Here is a 15,660-nt window from a genome sequence, read left to right as displayed (position 1 = left end):
CGGCGACGCGGCGTGACGCGGCGCTGGTCAGGCGACGAAGTCGGCGCGCCGACGGCGGGCCAGCAGGACCCCCGTCGTACCGGCGGCGAGCAGCAGCCCGCCGACGGCCATCGTCAGGGCGGTGGATGCGCCGGTGATGGGTAGCGAGTCGTCGCCACCGCCGTTGCCGCCGCTTCCCGCCGGCGGGACGAGGACGATCTCCGCCCGGTCGTTGGCCGAGTTGGTGTCGGCCTCGACGTCGATCGTCACCGTCCCGGCGCTCGGCTGCGGCAGCCGGTCCACCCGCAGCGTGAAGGGGTACGAGACCGTCTCGCCGACACCGGCGATGTCGCCCGGGCCGCTGCACCCGTACTCCCGCGCACCGGGTTGGCCGTACGTGTCGCCGGGATTCCAGGGGCCGGCGCCGATCGGCGCGCACCCCCAGTGCACCTCGACCGCGGTGGTCCCGTCGGGGATGCGGAACCGCACCAGCGGGATCTCCCGCCAGATCTCCACCGTGGTGGGCCCGAGGTTGCGGAATCCGGGCGTCACCGTCACCCGGTTGCCGACCTCGGCGCTGACCCGGCCCCCGACGGCGGTCGCGTCGGCGGTCCGTTCGCCGGTGACGGTGATGCTCACCGCGGTCCAGCTGTTCCAGGCGGCGGTGTCGCTCTGCTGCGCCGTCCCCTGGGCCACCAGGCGCAACTCGGCACCGGTGCCGGGGGTGCCCGGTGGGAGCGGCACGTCCGGGTCCTGCTCGACCAGCGCCCAGTCGTCGGTGGTCCACCACTGCAGGCGGTTGGGCAGCACGAGCCCGCTGCGGAGGAAGGGCTTGAGGGTGAGCGGCAGTGGCGCAGACAGCCGGTAGGTGACCCCGGGCGCCAGTTCGGTGTCGAACCGGCAGATGGTGGGTCTTGCCTCCTGGCGCCGGCAGTTGCGGAAGTTGTCGACCGACATGACGTCCATGTCGGCGTCGAGGGTCAGCACCGCGCCGCGCACCGGCACCGGGCCGGCGTTGCGTACGGCGCTGGTCAGCTCGACCGTGCCGCCGGGCGCGGCGCGGAGCGCGGTCTTCGGCTCGGTCACCAGGTCGACCCCCTCGACCACGCTGACCGTGATCTTCCGGGTGGCCGTGCCGACGGAGGACGATCCCCGGACGCTCAGCTCGGCCCGCCCGTCCAGCGGGGCGTCGGCCCGCGCGGTGAGCTGGAAGTAGAGGGTGGGCGTCCGGCTCCACCTGCCGAACGCACCCAGGCAGTGCAGGGTGTCGGCACGCCGGGCGCAGTCCCATCCGCCGTCGTCGGTCACCGTGAAGGTGCCGAGGGTGCCCCACTCGGACAGATCGATGTCGAGGGTCACCGGCACCCCTTGGGAGGAGGGGATGCCGTCGAAGTCGACGCGTACCGCACCCGGGGCGCTGTGCCCCGGCGCGACCAGCAGGTCACGTGCGGAGATCCGCAGGCCGCCGGCCGCGGTCGCCGGGATGGCGGTGGCGGCGAGGAACGCGCCCGCGACGGCGGCTCCGGCGAGCCAGCGCCGGATGGAGTGCCGGAGCATGGACTGTCCTCCCGATCGGTGGCGGAGCGTGGTCAGCCTCTCACGGATGGCACTGTCCCGCGGATACGCCGCGCCCGCGGGCGGGCGGCGCAACGTTTCGGCCGCCCGGCTCCGTCATCAGGGTCGGGACACCGGGAGGTGCAGTGACGTACGAGGAGTTCGCCGACTCGCGGCTGACCGCGCTGCTGCGGTACGCGGTCATGCTGACCGGCGATCCGCACCAGGCGCAGGACCTGGTGCAGGACACGATGGTCCGGGTCCAGCTGAACTGGCGGAGGGTGGCCCGGGCGGAGTCCCCAGAGCGCTACGTCCGCCGGATGCTCACCAACCAGTACGTCGACTGGCGGCGGGGCTCCTGGATGCGTCGGGTGCTGCTGCGCGGCGAGCCGGAGGAGTCCGCCCCGCAGGCCACCGACCACGCCCAGGACGCCGTGGAGCGCGACCAGGTCTGGTCCTGGCTCGCTCGGCTGCCCCGCCGGCAGCGCGCCAGCCTGGTGCTCCGCTACTACGAGGACCTGCCCGACGCGGAGATCGCCGAGATCCTCGGCTGCGCCGTCGGGACCGTCCGGTCGTCCATCTCCCGCGCCCTGGCCACGCTGCGCGCCGAACACGTGGAGGTCTGCTCATGACCGAGGACGAGCTGCGGGCCGCCTTCGCCCGCCACGAGTCGCTGACCCCGCCGGTCGGGCCGCTGCGGGCCGCCGTCGACCGGATCGTCGTACGCCGGCGCCGTCGGCGCCGCCGGCTCCGGGTCGGGGCCGCCGCGCTGGCGGTGCTGGGCCTGCTCGGCATCGCGGTGCCGCGGGTCGTTCCGTCGCTCGGCGGGCACACCGCCGCCGCGGAGTTCCCCGCCGACCGGGTCGCGCCCCGCGGCGTGCTGAACGTGCTGCTGGTCGGGGTGGACGGCGCCCCCGATTCGCGGGTCCGCGGCGCCGATTTCGTCCCCCGCGCCGACTCGGTGCTGCTGGTGCATGTCCCGGCGGACCGGAGCCGGCTCTATCTCGTGTCGCTGCCGCGCGACCTGATGGTGGCGATCCCCGGGCACGGTACCCAGAAGCTGAACAGCTCCTTCCAGTTAGGCGCCACCGCATCGCGGCCCGACCTGCGCCGGGGCTACGACCTGACCCGGCGGGTGGTCGCCGACACCACCGGCGTACGCATCGACGCCGGCGCCGTGCTGACGTACCCGGTGCTGCGACGGCTCACTGACGGCGTCGGTGGGGTGGAGGTCTGCCTGCCGGAGCAGGTCCGCTCGGTGCACACCCGGCGCGTCTTCCCGGCCGGCTGCCAGCGGCTGGACGGCACCGGCTCGGTCGACCTGCTCCGGCAGCGGTACGGCATGACCTGGGGGGCCCAGGACCGGGACCGCAACGCGCAGCGCTACGCGGCGGGGCTGGTGCGGCAGCTCGGCAGTGGGGACACCCTGCGCAACCCGGTGGCACTGAGCCGGCTGTTGGTGGCCCTCGGCCCGGACCTGGTCGCCGACACCGGCGAGGCCTCGCTGCCGGAGCTTCTCACGCGCACCGTGCAGGCGTCCCGGGCCGCCCCGGTCGGTCTCGTCCTGCCGACCGTCGAAGCGCCAGAGCGGCCGGGCAGCACGGTGCTCGACGAGCGCGCGGCGCCGGCCTTCCTCAGCGCGCTACGCCAGGACCGGCTCGCCGGGTGGGTGGCGGCGAACCCGGACCGGGTGACCGCGCTGGGGGCTCAGCGGTAGTCGTCTTCGTCGGCGGTGACCACCCGGGCCTGCTCGATGGCGTCCCAGTCGTCGACCTCCAGGCCGCGGTGCGGCTCGGCGTCACCCTCGGTGGGGCCGGCCACCGCAGCCTGCTCGACCGCGTCGGCCGGCTCGGCCTCCAGGTCGCGCTCCTCCGGGCTGAGGTGGTCGCTCGGGGTGAAGTCCTCGTCGGGCTGACCCATCGTCCCTCCCTGGTTCCGGCGGAATACCCCCCACACCGTACGGGCTGCGCGGGGTGGACGCCCGCTGGGCGCGGGAAGCGGACTCGGTGGATCGACCCACCGGGGCTGCCCGGCGGTGCCAGGATGGGGGCGTGGGCTTCCTGATCCGGCTGGTGATCACCGCGGTCGCGCTGTGGGTCACCACGCTGATCGTGCCCGGGGTCGACGTGACCGGCCGCAACGGCACCGAGACGGCGTCCACGCTGGTCGTGGTGGCGCTGATCTTCGGCGTGGTCAACGCCGTGCTCAAGCCGGTCATCAAGGTGGTCGGCTGCGTGTTCTACCTGCTCACCCTCGGCCTGATCGCGCTGGTGGTGAACGCGCTGCTGTTCCTGCTGACCGACTGGATCGCGCGCGGGTTGGAACTGCCGTTCCGGGTGGACGGTTTCTGGGCCGCCTTCTGGGGGGCCATCGTGATGGCGGTGGTGAGCTGGCTGATCAGCGTCGCCGTACCGGACAGTCTGGAGGACCGGTGAGGGGAGGCGGTTGTGCCCGCCGACACCTTCTACGGGATACTGCCGGCGGTGGACAGCGCGGTCCGGCGCACCCGATGGAAGACAGCGGCCAGCTCGGCCGAGAGCGGTAAGTAAGGAGCGTTCGACATGCCCATCGCTTCCCCCGAGACTTACGCGGAGATGCTGGACCGGGCCAAGTCCGGCCGGTTCGCGTACCCGGCGATCAACGTGACGTCGTCGCAGACGCTGAACGCGGCGCTGAAGGGCTTCGCCGACGCGGAGAGCGACGGCATCATCCAGGTCTCCACCGGTGGTGCCGAGTACCTGTCCGGCCCGTCGGTCAAGGACATGGTCACCGGCGCGGTGGCGTTCGCCGCGTACGCCCGCGAGGTGGCCAAGAACTACCCGGTCAACATCGCGCTGCACACCGACCACTGCCCGAAGGACAAGCTGGACAAGTTCGTCCGGCCGCTGATGGGGATCTCGCAGGAGCGGGTGAAGCGCGGCGAGGAGCCGCTGTTCCAGTCGCACATGTGGGACGGCTCGGCCGTGCCGGTGGCGGAGAACATGGAGATCGCCGCGCAGCTTCTCGACGAGGCCGCCAAGGGCAAGATCGTCCTCGAGATCGAGGTCGGCGTGGTCGGTGGCGAGGAGGACGGCGTCGAGAACGCCATCAACGACAAGCTCTACACCACCGTCGAGGACGGCCTGGCCATGGTGGAGGCGCTCGGCCTCGGCGAGAAGGGCCGCTACATGGCGGCGCTGACCTTCGGCAACGTGCACGGCGTCTACAAGCCGGGCAACGTCAAGCTCCGCCCCGAGGTCCTCGACCACATCCAGATGGCGGTCGGCGCCAAGTACGGCAAGGAGAAGCCGCTCAGCCTGGTCTTCCACGGCGGCTCGGGCTCGCTGCTGTCGGAGATCCGCGAGGCGCTGGACTACGGCGTGGTCAAGATGAACATCGACACCGACACCCAGTACACCTTCACCCGGCCGGTCGCGGACCACATGTTCCGCAACTACGACGGCGTGCTGAAGGTCGACGGCGAGGTCGGCAACAAGAAGATGTACGACCCGCGCGTCTGGGGCAAGGCCGCCGAGGCCGGCATGGCCGCCCGCGTCGTCGAGGCCTGCGAGCACCTGCGCTCGACCGGCACCAAGCTGAAGTAACAGCGGTCAGCACGACGGCCGGCTCCCCGCCCGGGAGCCGGCCGTCGGCGTCTCAGGTGGTCGCGGTGAGCACCCGGACGGCCTCCCGGACGTCGTCGGTGAGGTGCACGGTGGTCGACAGGTCACCGAACGGGGACGCCGCGAAGAGCGGCCGCAGCAGCGACTCGATCGGCAGCTCCCGGGTCCAGTACGCGCGGTCCAGGAAGACGTACGCCCCGCTCGCCCCGTCGGTGCCGTAGTAGGTCTTCGTCGCCGCCTGGAACACCTCCTGCACCGTGCCCGCCCGGCCGGGCGCGAACACGATTCCGCCCCGGGCCAGCCGCAGGATGGTGTCCTCCCGGATGGCGTTGGAGAAGTACTTGGCGATCCGCCCGGCGAAGAGGTTCGCCGGCTCGTGCCCGTACAGCCAGGTGGGGATCGCCAGTCCGCCGGAGCGGGCCCAGTCGAGTTCCGGCGCGCGCTGCTGCGGCACGGCCGGTCCGCCCGCGTACCGCTCGCGGACCGCCAGCGCCGCCGCCGTGTAGCGGTCGTGGTCGGTGAAGTCCGGCGCCACGGCGAGCAGGTCGATCGCGGTGTTCAGCTCGTCGGCCGGCCAGGCGGCGAGGAACGCGCCTAGGTTGGCCGCCTCCATCACGCCCGGCCCGCCGCCGGTCACCACCAGCCGGTCGGCCCGCGCCAGCTCCCAGCCCAGCACCGCCGCCATCCGGTACGGCACGCTGCCGCGCGGCACGGCGTGCCCGCCCATCACTCCCACCACCGACTGCGGCCCGTGCGTGGCGAGCCAGGCACGGGTGGCGTCGACCAGGGCGTTGTCCACGCCGTGGTCGTGCAGCCGCTGGCCGAGCGCCTCCCGGACGTCCGGCAGCGCGCCGCCGTGCTCGCGGAAGTGCGCGTACACCCGGGTGTCGTACATCCCGGCGAAGCCGCCCTCGGCGAACCCGGCGGCCAGCTCCTCGGGGGTGTAGAGGTGCGACGGCTGGGTCGGGTACGGCAGGCCGGAGAAGGGCGGCACCACGTTCGCCCCGCGCCGGACCAGGTCGGCACCGACCTCACGGGAGCCGAACCGGCAACCGACGAAGAGGGTCCCGGCGACCTGGGTTCCGGTCAGGTCGGGGACCGGGTCCAGGTCGAGGCGGAGCCCCTGCACGGTCAGGCCGGCGAGGCTGCCGGTGGCCAGGCGCCGGTCGAACTCGGCGCGGGTCTCGATCTCGTCGTGGCCGGTGTCGTGCGGAGCGATGACGTCTGCGGGAGGTGGAGTCGGCACCTGGCCATCCTGCCCGCGCCGGGCAAGGGGCCAAACCTGCCCCGCCCGTGGCCCGGACGACAGGAGCCCGGCGGTCGAAACCGCCGGGCTCCTGCGTAACCGGGTCCTGGGGAGGCTCCGGACCAATAGTTGTAATGGAAAACATCTCGCGGCGGCATGGGCCGCAGGCGTGACGGACGCCTCCCCCGTTCAGCCAGCGCGCCGGGCCGATCCGCTCGCGCGCCGTGGGGCGAAGCCGGTTGAATGGGACGATGCAGAACCTGTTGCCTGAGCCACCGGCCACCCTCCTGCCCGCGCACGAAGAGGCGGACGCCACGCTCGCGGCCGCCGCCGATAAGGGCACCGACGAGGCGTACGCCGAGGTCGCGGCGCGCTTCCCGACCTACAGCGCCGCCTGGGCGGTGCTGGCGACCCGGGCCTTCGACGCCGGTCAGGTCATCCCGGCGTACGCCTACGCCCGCACCGGCTACCACCGGGGCCTCGACCAGCTGCGCCGCAGCGGCTGGAAGGGGCACGGCCCGGTGCCCTGGTCGCACGCGCCCAACCAGGGCTTCCTCCGCTGCCTGTACGTGCTCTCCCGCGCCGCCGGCGAGATCGGCGAGGCGGACGAGGCGGCCCGCTGCGCGCAGTTCCTGCGCGACTGCGACCCGGCCGCCGGGGACGCCCTCGGCAGCGAGTGATCCGTCGCGACGGCCGGTCCGGGCCCACCGGGCCGGCCGTCGCGCCTACAACCCCTCGGCCACCGCGGCGGCGATCTTCAGCCAGGCGTCCCGGGTCGCCGAGGAGAGCCCGCCGTACCGGATCGGCTCCCCGCTGTCGATCAGGCGCTCGTAGGGCGCGAGCAGCACCGCCCGGGTACGGGCGGCGAAGTGCTCCTGGATCGCCGGCAGGTCGATCTCCTTGCGGGACGGCGGCATCGAGACCACCGTCACCGCCTGCCGGACCAGCCGCTGCCGGCCGCTCTGCTCCAGGTGGTCGAGCATCCGGGCGGCCGTCTCCGCCGAGTCGTTGCGGGCCGACATGGTCACCACCAACTGGTCGGTGGCGTCCATCGCGGCCTGCCAGTTCTGCGCCCGGACGTTGTTCCCGGTGTCCACGAAGATCAGCTTGTAGAACCGGCTGACCACCTCGCGGATCTCCGCGAAGGCGGCCGCCGTCAGCATCTCGCCGCCGGTGGCCGACTCGTCCGAGGCGAGCACGTCGAACATTCCCTCGCCCTGCGAGCGGACGTACTGCGACAGGTCGCCGATCCGGCCGTGCGCGCCCTGGAACTGCCCGAGGTCGCGCAGCATGTCCCGGACCGTACGGGAGTGGAAGTCCTGCTGGGCGCGCATGCCCAGGGTGCCCTGCGTCTCGTTGTTGTCCCAGGCCAGCACGTACCCGCCGCGCTTCTGCCCGAAGGTCATCGCGAGCAGCAGGATGGCCACCGTCTTGCCGGCGCCGCCCTTCGGGTTCACCACGGTCACCTGGCGCAGCCCGCCGAAGTTGCGGCGGACCATCTCGACGTCCCGCTTGACCTCCTGCTCGTGCCGCCCCGGAGGAAGCTTGACCAGGCCGATCCGGTTCACCACCGCCCGTACCCCCATGGTGGCGACCGGGTCGGCCGGGCGGGCCTGCCGGCGGCGGGCGAAGTCCTCGGCGGTCGGCGCGGTCCCGCCGTCCGGCGTCCAGCCCGCGTCCGGGTAGCCGGCCTGCGCCGGTGGCTCCGGGTGCGGCTGCCGGGGCAGCCCGGCCGGCGGGGTGCTGCCCTGCCAGGAGGGCTGGTACCACCCGGCGGGCGGCTGCGGCGGCGCGGGCGGGCCCGGCGCGGGCTGCGGCGGGCCGGGGTGCGCGGGGGCGACCGGTGCCGGCCCGGGCTGCGGCGGATGGGCGTGCGGCGGCGGCACCGCCAGCGTGGGTCCCGGCGGGTACTCCGTCGGCGGGTGCGGGCCGGGCGGGGCCAGCGGCGTGCCCGGCGACGGCGGGAACGGACCCAGCCTCGGCGCCGGGGGCGTGGGCTCCGCCGGCTGTCCGGGCACGGTCGCGCTGCCGATCGCCTCGCCGCGCCCCGCCTCCGGGTCGCCCGCCGCCTCGTCGCCGGCGAACGCGGAGGAGGAGCGCTGCGGCGGCTGGGCCCAGGGCGACTCGCCCGGTGCCCGACCGGCACCCGCCTCCGGGGTGATCGGCAGGGGTACCACCGGGGTACCCGGCGCGGTGTGCGGCGCGGGGGTGGTGATCGGCTGGTCCAGGGTGAACGGCAGGTCCAGGTCGACCGGGGCGGGCTGCCCCACCCGCGGTGCCGGAACGTCGCGCTCCGGCTGCACGGCGCGCTCCGGCGGCTCGGCGTCCTCCGGCGGCCCGGCGTCCTCCACCGGCTCGGCCGGCGACCAGGCGTTCCCGACCGTCGGCCCCACCTCGCCGGCCGCCGGTCCGTCGAGCCTGTGATCGGTGGCCGCGATGCCGGGTTCGGTGCTCGTGGCGCTCACCGTCGGGGCGCTCGGGCCGGTGGCGGTGCCGTTGGTGGCCGCCACGCCGTGCCCGCTGGCCGCGCCGTTCGCGCCGGGCGGGCCGCCGTTCGCGCCGGGAGCGCGGTCCCCGCTGCCCGCGAACCCACTGCGAGGCGGGACGGCGTCGCCGGTGCTCTCCGGTCCGGCGGACCGGAACCCGGGACTGGGCGGGTGCGGGCCCGGCGGCGTGGATTGCGACTCGTCGGGTCGCAGGGACGCCCAGTCGCCGTCCGGCGGAGGTGCCGTCCAGCCGTCGCCCACCGGGCTGGCGTTGACCTCTGCGGTCAGCGACGGGTACAGCGGCGAGGGCGGGACGCCCCAGGGCGGGGCGGTGTCGGTCGCGTCGGGTGGCCAGAGCGGTTCGATGTCCCGCTCCGGCACCGCATGCTGGCCGGGCAGTTGGCCCCGGTCGGCGTTCTCGTCCACCACGGTTCCTCCCCATTCCTCCTGCCGAGGATAGGCGGTCCCGTTCCGGTTACGGAACGTAGCGGAACGCCGTTTCGGGTCAGCTCGTCCAGACCGCCCAGGCGCCCGCCTCGGTCCACCACGACCGCTTGCGGTTCAGCTCGCCCTCGACACCGTCGTCGAGGAAGGGGATCTTCTCGTCCCGGGGGACGACCGCCACGGCCCGCCCCCGGGCCCGGCGGACCTCGAACCGGACCCGCTTCCTGCCCCACCTCGAGCGGGCGACCACCGGGACGGCCACCGCCACCTCGACCGCGCCGTCGGTCGGGTCCGGGCTGGTCAGCAGCGGGAGCCCGTCCAGGGTCGCGTACCCGCCGGCGTTGCCGATCGCGCAGGCCAGGATCGGGTCCTCGCCGTTGGAGAGCACCGCGTCGTCCACCTCGATCCGGCCGCGCCAGTGCAGCGGGCGTCCCGCGTCGTCCGCGGCGCCGAGCAGGGCGCCGTCCAGGGTCACCGAGCCGGCGTCGTTGCGCAGCAGGTCGAGCCGGCGGGGAGTGCCGTCCAGCACCGCGGCGGCCACCGCCGCCGGGTCGCGGGGCAGCCCGAGCTGCGCGGCGAGGTCGCGCCCCGCGCCGCTCCGGGCCGGGTCGAGCGGCAGTACGCCGATCGTCGGCAGGTCCGGCACCGTACGGTCGCCGGCCAGGTCCGCCGGCCGGCGGCTGGGCGGTGGGGCGTACCGCCGGACCAGCCGGCGCAGGACGGCGCGCAACTGGGCATCGGTGGCCGTGGCGACGATCAGCCGGGTCTTGGAATCGGGGTCGGGCCAGGTGAGGCCGTCGGGGCGGGCGGGGGCGTCGAGCCGGGCCAGCACGCTGTCGATCTCGGCGTCCGAGCGCGCGGTGACGGTCTCCACCCGGGCGCCCCGGGCGGTCAGCGCGTCCGCGCAGGCCAGCACCGGTACGCGCGGCGTCTCGCAGCGCTCCTCGGGCGGCTTCGGGGCACCTGCGCCGTCGGATTCGGTCGCGCCACCACAGCAGGCTCCCCCACTGCCGCAGCCTCCACCGGGAGCGTCCCGCTCCGAGCCGAGGGTGAGCAGCACCACGTCGTACACGAAGGAGCCTCCTGCCTCTCGACGCGACCCCTGCCGGTCCCGCCGTCACTACTTGTTAGCCTGACACCCCGGGCTCGCCAACCGGTCGCCACCTGGCACCCGAGCCTTCTGGAGGCGGAAAAGATGCCAGCGATCGTGCTCATCGGCGCTCAGTGGGGCGACGAGGGCAAGGGCAAGGTTACCGACCTGCTGGGTGAGCGGGTCGACTACGTCGTGCGCTACTCCGGCGGCAACAACGCCGGCCACACGGTGATCACTCCCGACGGGCAGAAGTACGCGCTGCACCTGATGCCGTCCGGGGCGCTCTCACCGAGCGCGATGATCGTCATCGGCAACGGCGTGGTGGTCGACCCGAAGGTGCTGCTGGCCGAGATCGACGGGCTCGCCGAGCGCGGCGTGGACGTCTCCCGGCTGCGCATCTCCGGCGACGCGCACCTGATCATGCCGCACCACCGGGCGTTGGACCGGGTGGTCGAGCGTTACCTGGGCTCGGCCCGGATCGGCACCACCGGCCGGGGCATCGGCCCGGCGTACGGCGACAAGGTCGCCCGGATGGGCATCCGGCTCCAGGACCTGCTCGACCCGGGCATCCTGCGCAAGAAGCTGGAACTCGCGCTGCGCGAGAAGAACCAGCTGCTGTTCAAGATCTACAACCGCAAGGCGATCGACGTCGACGCGACGATCGAGGAGTACCTCCAGTACGCCGAGCGACTCAAGCCGTACATCGCGGAGACCCGGGTGATGCTCTGGGACGCGCTGGACCGCGGCGAGACCGTGCTGCTCGAAGGTGCCCAGGCCACCATGCTCGACATGGACCACGGCACCTACCCCTTCGTCACCTCGTCGAACCCGACGGCCGGTGGGGCGTGCGTGGGCGCGGGCATCCCGCCGACGGCGATCAACCGGGTGATCGCGGTGAGCAAGGCGTACACCACGCGGGTCGGCTCCGGGCCGTTCCCGACCGAGCTCTTCGACGACAACGGCCAGCACCTGCGCAAGATCGGCCACGAGTACGGCACCACCACCGGCCGGGAGCGCCGCTGCGGCTGGTTCGACGCCGTCGTCGCCCGGTACGCCTGCCGCCTGAACGGCGTCACCGACCTTGTGGTCACCAAGCTGGACGTGCTCACCGGCCTGGCCAAGGTGCCGATCTGCGTCGGGTACGAGATCAACGGCGAGCGCTTCGACGACATGCCGATGACCCAGACCGACTTCCACCACGCCAAGCCGATCTACGAAGAGCTCGACGGCTGGTGGGAGGACATCACCAAGGCGCGAACCGAAGCCGACCTCCCCGAGAACGCCCGCCGCTACATCGCCCGGATCGAAGAGATCACCGGCACCAGAGTCAGCGTGGTAGGCGTAGGCCCCGGCCGCGAAGAAAACGTCCTCCGCCACCCCCTCCTCCCCTAACCCCCCGGCTGGCCCCCGCCCCCGCTCCCCGAAATCACCCCGGTGATCATGAAGTTAGCGGCAGTGTCTGCGATCCACTTCGCCGCTAACTTCATGATCAACGGTGAGGGGGAGAGGGTGGTTGTCCACAGGGTGAGGTGGGTTATCCACAGGGGGGGTGTGAGGGGGCGTTCCGTGGGCCACGGTGGGCCATGGGGCGGGAGCAGGTGCTGGGTGCGGTCGCCGGCGGCCAGGACGGGGTGGTGACGCGGGCGCAGGCGCTTGCGGCGGGCTTCAGTCGTCACGAGATCGACAACCTGGTCACCTTCGGGCGTTGGCGCATGCCGGCCAGGGCGGTGTACCAGATCGACGCCGGGACGGCGCCGTCGCGTCGAGCGCGCATCCGTGCCGCGGTGCTGTCGTTCGGCCCGGCGGCGCATGTGGTGTTCGGAACCGCGGCCGAGCTGCACGGCATCGCGGGGCTGCCGCCGAGCGAGCAGATCCACGTCGCGCTGCCCGGCCGGGCGGCCAGGCCGGCTCGGCCGTCGGACCCGGCCGTCGTGCTGCATCAACTGGAGCGTCCGGCGGCGTCGCTGCTGGCGGTGAATGGCATACCGGCGACCTCGCCCCTGAGCACAGTGGTCGACGTCATCCTGACGGCCGGTCGTTACCCCGCCGTTTCGGTTCTGGACTCCGCCTTGAACCGCCGGCTCGTCACACCGGACGAGCTCGCCGCCATTCCCCTGTTGATCAGGGGAAGGAGGGGTGCGGTGGCCGCTCGGGGCCACCTCGTCGAGGCGGACGGACGGGCCCAGTCACCGCTGGAGACCCGGACGAGACTGCGCTGCGTCGATGGCAAGGTCCCTCCGGATGCCCTCCAACTGGAAGTACGGGATGGCGACGGCTACCTCCTCGGGGTCGGTGACCTCGGTTGGCGCGGTCCGAGGGTGATCGCCGAAGCGGACGGCCGAGCCGTCCACGGGAGGCCGGAAGCCCTCTTCGCCGACCGCCGTCGCCAGAACCGCCTGCTCAACGCCGGCTGGACCATCCTCCGCTTCACCTGGCAGGACACCCTGGACCCCCACTACATCCCCTGGACGGTCCGCCAGGCCATCACCGCCGCCCGACCGCGCTGATCATGAAGTTGGCGGCGATGTGGATCTCAGATATTGCCGCTAACTTCATGATCAACGGCGTAGGTGGTGGGGTCGGTAGGATGCGGGGTCGTGCGGGTACTTCTTGTGGGTGGCGGGGGGCGGGAGCATGCGCTCGCGCTCGGGCTGGCTGACGATCCGTCCGTGGAGGCGCTGATCGCGGCGCCGGGGAATCCCGGCATCGCTGCGCTCGCCGAGGTGCGGGAGGTCGACGCCAGTGACCCGGGGGCCGTGGCCGGGCTCGCGGTCGAGGTACAGGCCGACCTGGTGGTGATCGGGCCGGAGGCACCGCTGGTGGCGGGGGTCGCCGACGCGGTGCGGGCCAAGGGCATCGCGGTGTTCGGGCCGTCCGCCGAGGCCGCTCGGCTGGAGGGTTCCAAGACCTTCGCCAAGGAGATCATGACCGCGGCCGGGGTGCCGACCGCGCGGGCGTACACCTGCACGGACGCGGAGAGCACGGCGAAGGCGCTGGACGACTTCGGGGCGCCGTACGTGGTGAAGAACGACGGGCTGGCCGCCGGCAAGGGCGTGGTGGTCACCGACGACCGGGACGCCGCGCTGGCACACGCCCGCGACTGCGGCCGGGTGGTGATCGAGGAGTACCTCGACGGTCCGGAGGTCTCCCTCTTCGTGGTCACCGACGGGGAGGCGGCGGTGCCGCTGCTCCCGGCGCAGGACTTCAAGCGGATCGGCGACGGCGACACCGGCCCGAACACCGGCGGCATGGGGGCGTACGCCCCGCTGCCCTGGGCGCCGGCCGGCCTGGTCGACGAGGTGATGGCCGACGTGGTGCACCCGACGCTGGCCGAGCTGCGCCGCCGGGGCACCCCGTTCGCCGGGCTGCTCTACGTCGGGCTGGCGCTGACCGCCGCCGGTCCCCGGGTGATCGAGTTCAACGCCCGCTTCGGCGATCCCGAGACCCAGGTGGTCCTCGCGCTGCTGGAGACCCCGCTGGCCGGGCTGCTGCACGCCGCGGCGACCGGCACGCTGGCCGCGCACCCGCCGCTGCGCTGGCGCGCCGGTGCCGCCGTCACCGTCGTGGTCGCCGCCGAGGGCTACCCGGCGTCCCCGCGTACCGGTGATGTGATCACCGGCGCGGACCGCGCCGGGATCATCCACGCCGGCACCCGCCGGGCCGCCGACGGCGCGTTGCTCTCCGCCGGAGGCCGGGTCCTCTGCGGTACGGCCACCGGCCCCGACCTGGCCGCCGCGCGGGACGCCGCCTACGCCCTGGTACGCGGCGTCGAGCTGGCCGGCTCGCAGCACCGCACCGACATCGCCGCCGCGGCGGTCGACGGCCGGATCACCGTTCCCGCCGGCGGCTGACCGGCCCGACCGGGCACTCCGATCACAAAGTGGCCCCCGACCCGCCGGTTGGGTCGCGATGGGCCGTGGGGGCCCACTGCTCGCCGAGCGGTACCGGCCCCTCGGTCCGGCCGGTGGTGCCGCCCGGAGGTGCGGGCGGGTGCAGCGGCGGCGCGTCGAGCAGCCGCAGCACCGGCAGCGGGGCGGCGACCAGCGCCGCCACCAGCAGCGCACCGGCCAGCACCAGGAAGGCCGGTCGCAGCCCGACGCCCTCCGCCAGCGGCCCGGCGAGCAGGTAGCCGGCCGGGCCGGCGGCGTACGCCAGCGAGGTCATCACCCCCACGACGCGGCCGCGCAGCCGTTCCGGGGTGCGGGTCTGCATGGCGTAGTTGGAGAGCGGGTTGACCGGCCCGTACGCGAGTCCGACCAGGGCGGCGCAGCCGAGCATCACCGGGTACGGCGGCAGCGCGGCGAGCCCGACCAGCGCGCCGCCGGTGACCACCAGCGCGCCGGCCATGAGGGCGCGGCGGTTCAGCAGGCGACCCGCCCAGCCGGAGCCGAGCGCGCCGACGATGGTCCCGGCGCTCATCGCCATCAGCACGGCGCCCAGCCGGGCGGGTTGACCCTCGGCGACGAACCACGCCGGCAGCAGCACCCCCTCGACGGGCAGGTAGAGCGCCACCAGCACCATGGTGATCAGGCCGATCGCCCGCAGCAGCGGGTCCCGCCACACGAAGCGCAGCCCCTCGGTGGTGCCGGCGAGCAGCCCGGCCGGTGGGCGTTCCGGCCGGCCCGCCCCGGGGAGCCGGACGGCGGCGATGAGCAGGACGGCCAGCAGGAAGCCACCGGCGGTGACCCAGAGCGTCGGGCCGGGGCCGAGTGCCGCGATGAGCACGCCGCCGACGCCCGGTCCGATCAGGAAGGCGACTCCCCAGACCGCCTCGTGCACGCCGTTGGCCCGTTCGATGGGCCAGCGGGCGGTCTGCGCGGCGGCCGGGAGCAGCGTCTCCCGAGCGGTCAGCCCGGCCGGGTCGAAGACCGCGCCGAGCGCGGCGAGCAGCACGATCCAGGTCAGGTTCAGCCCGATCAGCGCGTCGACCACGGGGATCGCGGCCACCGACAGCGCGGAGAGGGTGTCGGAGATCAGGGCGGTGCGGCGCCGGCCGAGCAGGTCGACGACCGTTCCGGAGATCAGGCTGGACAGCAGCAGGGGCAGCCCGGTGGCCGCCGCGACCACGCCGGCGGCGGTGGCGCTGCCGGTGCGTTCCAGCACCAGCCAGGGCAGGGCGACCATGGCGACGCCGTTGCCGATGCCGGAGAGCAGGGTGGCGGCCTCGACCAGGAGCAGCGGCGTGCGACGCCGGTGCCCGACCGGACCGGAGCCACCCATGATCGTCAGCCTAGGTCAACCCGCTCCGTCCCGACC

The 15,660-nt window shown here is 73.9% G+C and carries 14 protein-coding genes; 8 read left to right on the top strand and 6 right to left on the bottom strand.

Going from position 1 to position 15,660, the window contains the following annotated elements; genetic code table 11:
• Positions 1–27: 27 nt before the first annotated feature.
• Positions 28–1,536: an LPXTG cell wall anchor domain-containing protein gene (locus tag V6U88_RS24185; protein WP_334456382.1), complete on the bottom strand. Its 1,509-nt coding sequence runs from the start codon at positions 1,534–1,536 to the stop codon at positions 28–30.
• 143 nt (positions 1,537–1,679) lie between these two features.
• Here V6U88_RS24185 and V6U88_RS24180 point away from each other — a divergent pair, with 143 nt between their 5' ends.
• A complete protein-coding gene (locus tag V6U88_RS24180; RefSeq protein ID WP_334456380.1) occupies positions 1,680–2,165 on the top strand; it encodes a SigE family RNA polymerase sigma factor in 486 nt (161 codons plus the stop codon).
• On the top strand, positions 2,162–3,250 hold the full coding sequence (locus V6U88_RS24175) for an LCP family protein (RefSeq protein WP_334456379.1): 1,089 nt from the start codon (positions 2,162–2,164) through the stop codon (positions 3,248–3,250). The genes V6U88_RS24180 and V6U88_RS24175 overlap by 4 nt, the downstream gene beginning before the upstream one ends.
• Here V6U88_RS24175 and V6U88_RS24170 read toward each other — a convergent pair.
• The gene (locus tag V6U88_RS24170; RefSeq protein WP_334456378.1) at positions 3,241–3,453 is read right to left on the bottom strand and encodes a hypothetical protein; all 213 of its coding nucleotides are present in this window, start codon (positions 3,451–3,453) and stop codon (positions 3,241–3,243) included. The two genes, V6U88_RS24175 and V6U88_RS24170, sit on opposite strands and share 10 nt — an antisense overlap.
• A 131-nt stretch (positions 3,454–3,584) precedes the next feature.
• On the opposite strand from V6U88_RS24170, the gene V6U88_RS24165 reads away from it, so the two are divergent.
• Together V6U88_RS24165 and fbaA are read left to right on the top strand one after the other, a co-directional pair.
• Positions 3,585–3,968: a phage holin family protein gene (locus V6U88_RS24165; protein WP_334456377.1), complete on the top strand. Its 384-nt coding sequence runs from the start codon at positions 3,585–3,587 to the stop codon at positions 3,966–3,968.
• Between the two features lie 126 nt (positions 3,969–4,094).
• Complete coding sequence (gene fbaA / locus V6U88_RS24160) at positions 4,095–5,117, top strand: class II fructose-bisphosphate aldolase (RefSeq protein ID WP_334456375.1); 1,023 nt, start codon at positions 4,095–4,097, stop codon at positions 5,115–5,117.
• A gap of 52 nt (positions 5,118–5,169) precedes the next feature.
• Here fbaA and V6U88_RS24155 read toward each other — a convergent pair whose 3' ends face one another.
• Positions 5,170–6,381 carry an LOG family protein gene (locus V6U88_RS24155; RefSeq protein ID WP_334456373.1) on the bottom strand — a complete coding sequence of 404 codons (1,212 nt, stop codon included), beginning with the start codon at positions 6,379–6,381 and terminating at the stop codon, positions 5,170–5,172.
• Positions 6,382–6,632: 251 nt separating this feature from the next.
• Here V6U88_RS24155 and V6U88_RS24150 point away from each other — a divergent pair, with 251 nt between their 5' ends.
• On the top strand, positions 6,633–7,061 hold the full coding sequence (locus V6U88_RS24150; protein WP_334456372.1) for a DUF3151 domain-containing protein: 429 nt from the start codon (positions 6,633–6,635) through the stop codon (positions 7,059–7,061).
• Positions 7,062–7,106: 45 nt separating this feature from the next.
• Here the strand turns inward: V6U88_RS24150 and V6U88_RS24145 are convergent, their stop codons facing one another.
• Both V6U88_RS24145 and V6U88_RS24140 read right to left on the bottom strand, forming a co-directional pair.
• Positions 7,107–8,846 (bottom strand): chromosome partitioning protein, encoded by a 1,740-nt coding sequence (locus tag V6U88_RS24145; protein ID WP_442934685.1) that lies wholly within the window; start codon positions 8,844–8,846, stop codon positions 7,107–7,109.
• A gap of 526 nt (positions 8,847–9,372) precedes the next feature.
• On the bottom strand, positions 9,373–10,383 hold the full coding sequence (locus V6U88_RS24140; RefSeq protein ID WP_334456370.1) for a hypothetical protein: 1,011 nt from the start codon (positions 10,381–10,383) through the stop codon (positions 9,373–9,375).
• Positions 10,384–10,506: 123 nt separating this feature from the next.
• Between V6U88_RS24140 and V6U88_RS24135 the strand changes: the two genes are divergently transcribed.
• The 3 genes from V6U88_RS24135 (at position 10,507) to purD (ending at position 14,255) form a co-directional block, all read left to right on the top strand.
• The gene (locus tag V6U88_RS24135; protein WP_334456369.1) at positions 10,507–11,796 is read left to right on the top strand and encodes an adenylosuccinate synthase; all 1,290 of its coding nucleotides are present in this window, start codon (positions 10,507–10,509) and stop codon (positions 11,794–11,796) included.
• Between the two features lie 191 nt (positions 11,797–11,987).
• Positions 11,988–12,911, top strand: a complete 924-nt coding sequence (locus V6U88_RS24130) for a type IV toxin-antitoxin system AbiEi family antitoxin domain-containing protein (RefSeq protein WP_334456367.1) — start codon at positions 11,988–11,990, stop codon at positions 12,909–12,911.
• Positions 12,912–13,001: 90 nt separating this feature from the next.
• On the top strand, positions 13,002–14,255 hold the full coding sequence (purD, locus tag V6U88_RS24125) for a phosphoribosylamine--glycine ligase (protein WP_334456366.1): 1,254 nt from the start codon (positions 13,002–13,004) through the stop codon (positions 14,253–14,255).
• A gap of 22 nt (positions 14,256–14,277) precedes the next feature.
• Here the strand turns inward: purD and V6U88_RS24120 are convergent, their stop codons facing one another.
• Positions 14,278–15,624, bottom strand: a complete 1,347-nt coding sequence (locus tag V6U88_RS24120; protein WP_334456365.1) for an MFS transporter — start codon at positions 15,622–15,624, stop codon at positions 14,278–14,280.
• Between the last annotated feature and the right edge of the window lie 36 nt (positions 15,625–15,660).

This window comes from Micromonospora sp. CPCC 205739, from assembly GCF_036906795.1.
GTDB lineage: Bacteria > Actinomycetota > Actinomycetes > Mycobacteriales > Micromonosporaceae > Micromonospora.
The sequence above is the reverse complement of the archived record's forward strand: the minus strand, read 5'-3'. Positions and strand labels throughout refer to the sequence as shown.